We start from the raw sequence: 5,827 nt of genomic DNA, 5'->3' as shown, positions 1-5,827 counted from the left end.
GCCCGGCGGGGCCCGCCTGGCACCCGGCGGTGCTGTTCACCCCGGCCCGGCTGCGCCAGCTCGGCACGCTGCTGCTGGTCGGCGTGCTCGCCGCGATCGTCACCGGCCCGACGGGCAACTCCGACAAGCCGCTGCAGGCGGCGAAGGACTCGATCGTCGACGTCCGGATCGTGCTCTACCTGGGGCTCGCCGCCGCGCTGTGGGTGCTGCTGGTGCTCGGCGCGCAGCTGCGCGGCGCCCTGGAGCGGGCCAGCGCCCCGGTGCGCGCGCCGATCGGGGCGGCCTACGGCCGCCGCGGCGGTCCGATCGTGCTGAACCTGGCGCTGCTTGCCGTCGCGATCGTCGCGCCCCTGGTCGTCTCGACGGCCGCGCAGCAGTCGATGGTCAACGACATCGGCATCTACGCGCTGCTCGCCCTCGGCCTGAACGTCGTCGTCGGCTACGCCGGCCTGCTCGACCTCGGCTACATCGCGTTCTTCGCCATCGGCGCCTACACGACGGCCTACTTCACCTCGCAGACCGCGATGCCGTGGCACGCGCCGTTCGTGCTCAACCCGTTCTTCGTCTTCCCGATCGCCCTCGTCCTCGCCGCGCTGGCCGGAGTCATCCTCGGCGCGCCGACGCTGCGGCTGCGCGGGGACTACCTGGCGATCGTCACCCTCGGCTTCGGTGAGATCATCCACCTGGTGGCCAACAACGCCGACAACATCACCAACGGCGCCCGCGGTGCCTTCGGCGTGCCGCATCTGTCGGTCGACCTGCTCGGCATCAACTACAAGTGGGGCATCGACCCGCTGCCCTACTACTACCTGCTGCTTGTCATCGTCATCGGGGTGATGATCGCTTTCGGTCGGTTGGAGCGCTCCCGGATCGGCCGGTCCTGGGCCGCCATCCGGGAGGACGAGATCGCCGCCGAAGCGACCGGCGTGGCGACGCTGCGCATGAAGCTGCTCGCCTTCGCGATCGGCGCGTCGGTGTCGGGCTTCGCCGGCGTGCTGTTCGCCTCCAAGCAGTTCTTCAACCCACAGAGCTTCAGCCTCCAGGCGTCGTTCTTCGTCGTCGCGGTGGTCATCTTCGGCGGGATGGGCTCCCGGCTCGGCGTCGTCGTCGGCGCCGTGGTCCTCCAGGGACTCGCCTTCTACCTGCGGGACAAGGTGCCGCCCGCGGACCGTTACATCTACTTCGGGGCCGTCATCGTGATCATGATGATCTTCCGTCCGCAGGGGCTCGTGCCGTCGCGCCGCCGTCGGCGCGAGATCGAGCTTGCGGAGGAGGGCATCGGTGCCGCCGACTCCCTCGGCGCCGCGCCGACGGGAGGGCAGCGGTGAGCCGGGCCGGTGCCCACCGGTCGGCAGTGCCCGGCGCCCGCCGTCCGCACGTCGACGAGACCGCACCCGGCGACCTGGTCGTCGAGGCCCGCGACCTGGCGCTGCGCTTCGGCGGGGTGACCAGCCTCGACGGTGTCTCCCTGCGCCAGCGCCGCGGGGAGATCCTCGCAGTGATCGGTCCGAACGGGGCCGGCAAGACGTCGCTGTTCAACTGCCTGACCGGGGCGTACCGGCCGCAGGAGGGCTCGGTCACCTTCTGGCCGCGCCCGGACGGCCCGACCGAGCTCGTCGGCCGCCGCCCGCACGCGATCACTCGGCTCGGGGTGGCCCGCACCTTCCAGAACATCCGGCTGTTCCCCGCCCTGTCGGCCCTGGAGAACGTGCAGATCGGCACCGAGGTGCGCCAGCGGTACGGGCCGGTCGGCGCCATCCTGGGCCTGCCGCACGCCCGGCGCGCCGAGCGTGACGGGGTGCGCCACGCGCTGAGCCTGCTGGACCTGGTCGGGCTGTCCCACCGCACGCATGAGCTGGCCGCCTCGCTGCCGTATGGCGAGCAGCGCCGACTGGAGATCGCCCGAGCCCTGGGCACCGGGCCCAGCCTGCTGCTGCTCGACGAGCCGGCCGCCGGCACCAACCCGGCGGAGAAGCGCGACCTCGCCGCGCTCATCACCACCATCGCCGGCACCGGCGTGTCCGTGCTGCTCATCGAGCACGACATGCGGTTGGTGATGTCCGTGGCAACCTCGGTGGTCGTGCTCAACTTCGGCCGGGTGATCGCGCACGGCGCGCCGGGGGAGGTCCAGCGCGATCCGGCGGTCATCGAGGCGTACCTCGGCGTCGCCGACGCCGAGGCCACCGGTGGCGATGCCGGCGTCACCACCGGACCCGGGGCCGGACCCGGGGCCGGGGCCAGGCCCGGGTCCGTCGTGCGGAAGGACGCCCGCTGATGCTGCTGACACTGAGCGACGTCGAAGTCGCCTACGGCGCGGTGACCGCGCTGCGCGGAGTCAGCCTGGAGGTCGCCGAGGGCGAGATCGTCACCCTGCTCGGCGCCAACGGCGCCGGTAAGACGACGACCCTGCGGACCATCTCCGGCCTGCTGCGGCCCCGGGCCGGCGAGGTGCGCCTTGACGGCCGGCCGCTGTCGTCCATCCCGGCCCACGGCCTCGTCGGCGCCGGCGTCAGCCACGTGCCCGAGGGCCGGCGGGTCTTCCCCAGCATGAGCGTCCGCGAGAACCTGCTGATGGGCGCCTATCACGATCGTCGGCATGCGCGGGCGGACCTGGACCGGGTCGTCGCGCTGTTCCCGCGCCTGGCCGAGCGGATCGGCCAGGCGGGCGGCACGCTGTCGGGCGGCGAGCAGCAGATGCTCGCGATCGGCCGGGCGCTGATGAGTCGGCCGCGGCTGATCCTGCTCGACGAGCCGTCGATGGGGTTGGCGCCGATGATCGTCAAGACCATCTTCGAGGTGATCGCCGAGATCAACCGGGAGGGCGTCGCGGTGCTGCTCGTCGAGCAGAACGCGGCCTCGGCGCTGCGGATCGCCGGGCGAGGGTACGTGCTGGAGACCGGCCGGGTCGTCCTCGCGGACAGGGCCGCGGCCCTGCTCGCCGACGACCGAGTCCGCCAGGCCTACCTCGGCGAGGACGTCGCTGCCGGGCCGGACGGAGCTGCCGGACCGGATGGGCCGGATGGGCCGGATGGGGCGGACGGCCCCGCGCCGACCCGCGGCGGCACGGCGGCGGGCCCGGCTCACGGCGCCGCGATCCGCGCCGACTCCGCCTGAGCCGCCCGCTCGGCGCCGGAGCGGACCACGGCGCCCGAGCCCATCGCCGTCGTCACCGTCGCCCAGTCGTCTGCGTCGAGGCCGGAGCCGTCCCCTCGGCTGCTGCCTCCCCGCGGCCCACAGCCTCCCCGCGGCCCACAGCCTCCCCGCGGCCCACAGCCGCCGCCCGGGCCGAAGCCGCCCGGGCCGTGACCGCCGCCCGGTCGGTGGTCATCGTCCGGTCCGAAGCTGCTGCCTGCTCCGAAGCTGCTGCCTGCTCCGAAGCCGATGCCAGGACTCATCCCGGCGTTACGACGGGCCCAGTCCATCCCGTCGCGGGTGTCGGGCCCCCACAGCCAGGCGACGAGGCCCACCAGCAGGACCCCGCCCGTCACGATCAGGTGTGTCATGATCCTCAGGATCTCGGCAGGCGCCTTTGCAGTCCAGCTAATTTTTCTGCACACAACAGCTAAGATTTTCTACATGATCGATGTGCGTCGCCTGCGCATTCTGCGGGAGCTGGACAGCCGAGGAACGGTTGTGGCCACGGCCGCGGCGCTGCATCTGACGCCGTCGGCGGTCAGCCAGCAGCTCGCCGCCCTGGCGAAGGAGACCGGCGTCCGGCTGCTCGACCCGGCCGGCCGCCGAGTCCGGCTCACCCCGGCCGCCCAGGTGCTGCTGGGGCACGCCGACGTCCTGTTCGCCCAGCTGGAGCGGGCCGAGGCGGATCTTGCCGCCTTCGACGAGGGTCGGGTCGGCTCGGTGGCCGTGGCGGCCTTCACCACGGCGATCTCCGGCATCGTCGTGCCGGCGCTGACGGCGCTGCGCCAGAGCCGGCCGCGGCTGCGGATGTCGGTGTCCGACGTGGCCGAGCCGGAGTGCTTCGACCTGCTGCTGGCCGGCGACCTGGATCTCGCGGTCAGCATCACCCACCCGGGTGGCCGGCCCCTCGACGAGCGGCTGCTGCAGATCCCGCTGCTCGACGACCCGCTCGACGTCGCGCTACCCGCCGGCCACCCCTACGCCGCCGCCGCGGCCGTGCCGCTGGAGGTACTCGGCGCGGAGGACTTCATCTCCAGCCGCCCCGGCACCCCCTGCCACGAGGTGACCCACGCGGCGTGCGCCGCGGCCGGGTTCGTCCCCCGGGTGCGCCACCGGGCCGACGACTACAGCGCGGTCCTCGGCCTGATCGCCGCGGGTTGCGGGGTCGGCCTCATCCCGCGGCTGGCGAAACTGTCCAGCACTGCCCAGGTCGCCCTTCGACCCCTCGCCGGCGTCCCGCCGATCCGGCCCATCTTCGCCGCCGTCCGCCGTGGCTCCCAGCAGGCCCCCCACCTGTCCGCCACCCTCGCCGCCATCGTCGCCGCCGCCCGATCCCCCGACCTCTACGCCGCTCCCACCACATCACCGTGATCGGGGCCGAGAGGAAGCCGATCACGGCGTGGACGGATAGGAACGAGGGAGGTAGCAGGTCAGCGGGTGGGCGCGGGGCGGCCGGAGGTCGGCGCGGGTGGGCCGAGGACGTGGGTGAGGTGGGCGTTGGTGAAGACGCCGGCCGGGTCGACCGCGTCGCGGACGGCCAGGAAGTCGTCGAAGCGGGGGTAGCGCTCGCGTAGCTGCGCGGCGGCCAGCGTGTGCAGGGTGCCCCAGTGGGGCCGCCCGCCGGCCGCCAGCATGATCTGTTCGGCGCGGCCGAAGTAGTTGCCGTGTGGGCCGCGACGGTCGATGCGCACGGCGATGTAGGCGGTGTCGCGGCCGAAGGCGGGGGACAGCGGGATCTCGTCCGCGGGCGCGCAGCGGACCTCGACGGGGAAGGCGGAGCGCACCCCGGATCGGGTCACGGCGGTGGCGAGCTCGCCCATGGCGGCGGCCAGCTCGGCGCGGGGGACGGCGTACTCGATCTCCTTGTACCGCAACGCCGGGTGACCCGGGAGCGCCGGGTGGCCCGTGGCGAACACCCGGTAGGACAGGTCGAGCGACGGCCGACCGCTCGCCGGCGCAGCGCCGAGGCGGGCGGCGAGCTGAGCGGCGGGGCGGTCCGCGGCCGGCAGCCGCCGGGCGGCCACCATCAGGGCTTCGAAGACGCCGCCGGAGACCGGGCCGCCGGCCAGCCGGCCGCGGTGGCGGGGCGGCGGCGCCAGCTCGTCGTCGACCGGGCGGCGGTCATCCCAGCGGACCAGCGCGGTCGAGGTGTGCGGAAACCAGGCGAAGCGGACATGGTCGGCCTGCTCGACGAGTGCGCCGTAGCCGTCGAGCACCTCGGCGAGCGGCAGCCGGCTCTCCCGCACGTGCAGGGCGAACAGCGGCACGGCCTGCAGCGTCACCGAGGTCACCACGCCGACGGCGCCGAGGCCGAGGCGGGCGGCCGCGAACAGTTCCGGGCGTTCCCCGCGCGAGCAGGTGACCACCGCACCGTCGGCGAGTACCACTTCCAGCGCCCGCACCTGCGTGGACAGCCCGCCGTAGCGGGCGCCGGTGCCGTGGGTTCCGGTGGCAATCGCCCCGGCGATCGTCGCCTGTTCGCCGTGGCCCTGGTTGGTCAGGGCCAAGCCCGCCTCGGCGAGCAGCCGGTTGAGTCGGCGCAGCGTCATCCCGCCGCGCACCGTCACCAGCCCGCTGCCCCCGTCGAGCGCGACCAGGTCGGCGCAGCGGTCCAGGGAGATCTGTACACCGCCGTCGTCCGGCCGGCCGATCGCGTTCATCGCGTGGCCGGCGCCGGCGGCCCGGACCCGCC

6 protein-coding genes are annotated in these 5,827 nt (G+C 74.0%); 4 read left to right on the top strand and 2 right to left on the bottom strand.

Translation table 11 applies throughout. The features are described from left to right. The 3 genes from ND748_RS23145 to ND748_RS23135 form a co-directional block, all read left to right on the top strand. Positions 1–1,328 (top strand): branched-chain amino acid ABC transporter permease (locus tag ND748_RS23145; protein WP_251748067.1); only part of this gene is annotated, 1,328 nt, incomplete at its 5' end. A 26-nt stretch (positions 1,329–1,354) separates the two neighbouring features. Beyond that, entirely contained in the window at positions 1,355–2,275 is a 921-nt protein-coding gene (locus tag ND748_RS23140; protein WP_251748068.1) for an ABC transporter ATP-binding protein, read from the top strand. Beyond that, entirely contained in the window at positions 2,275–3,114 is an 840-nt protein-coding gene (locus tag ND748_RS23135) for an ABC transporter ATP-binding protein (RefSeq protein WP_251748066.1), read from the top strand. Before ND748_RS23140 ends, ND748_RS23135 begins: the two co-directional genes overlap by 1 nt. Here ND748_RS23135 and ND748_RS23130 read toward each other — a convergent pair. Further along, positions 3,081–3,503: a hypothetical protein gene (locus tag ND748_RS23130; protein WP_251748065.1), complete on the bottom strand. Its 423-nt coding sequence runs from the start codon at positions 3,501–3,503 to the stop codon at positions 3,081–3,083. The two genes, ND748_RS23135 and ND748_RS23130, sit on opposite strands and share 34 nt — an antisense overlap. Between ND748_RS23130 and ND748_RS23125 the strand changes: the two genes are divergently transcribed. After that, on the top strand, positions 3,502–4,506 hold the full coding sequence (locus ND748_RS23125) for a LysR family transcriptional regulator (RefSeq protein WP_251748064.1): 1,005 nt from the start codon (positions 3,502–3,504) through the stop codon (positions 4,504–4,506). The genes ND748_RS23130 and ND748_RS23125 overlap by 2 nt on opposite strands. Positions 4,507–4,565: 59 nt before the next feature. Here the strand turns inward: ND748_RS23125 and ND748_RS23120 are convergent. Then, the coding region (locus ND748_RS23120; protein WP_251748063.1) for a D-arabinono-1,4-lactone oxidase at positions 4,566–5,827 on the bottom strand (1,262 nt) is incomplete at its 5' end.

It is taken from the genome of Frankia sp. AiPs1 (assembly GCF_023716945.1).
Taxonomy (GTDB): domain Bacteria; phylum Actinomycetota; class Actinomycetes; order Frankiales; family Frankiaceae; genus Frankia.
Note: the sequence above shows the minus strand (reverse complement) of the source record. Positions and strands in the feature narration are given on the sequence as shown.

Bases quoted from the DNA above. Each gene is read 5' to 3' on its own strand.
- ND748_RS23135 (WP_251748066.1), top strand. From the start codon at position 2,275: ATGCTGCTGACACTGAGCGACGTCGAAGTCGCCTACGGCGCGGTGACC.
- ND748_RS23125 (WP_251748064.1), top strand. From the start codon at position 3,502: ATGATCCTCAGGATCTCGGCAGGCGCCTTTGCAGTCCAGCTAATTTTT.
- ND748_RS23130 (WP_251748065.1), bottom strand. From the start codon at position 3,503: ATGACACACCTGATCGTGACGGGCGGGGTCCTGCTGGTGGGCCTCGTC.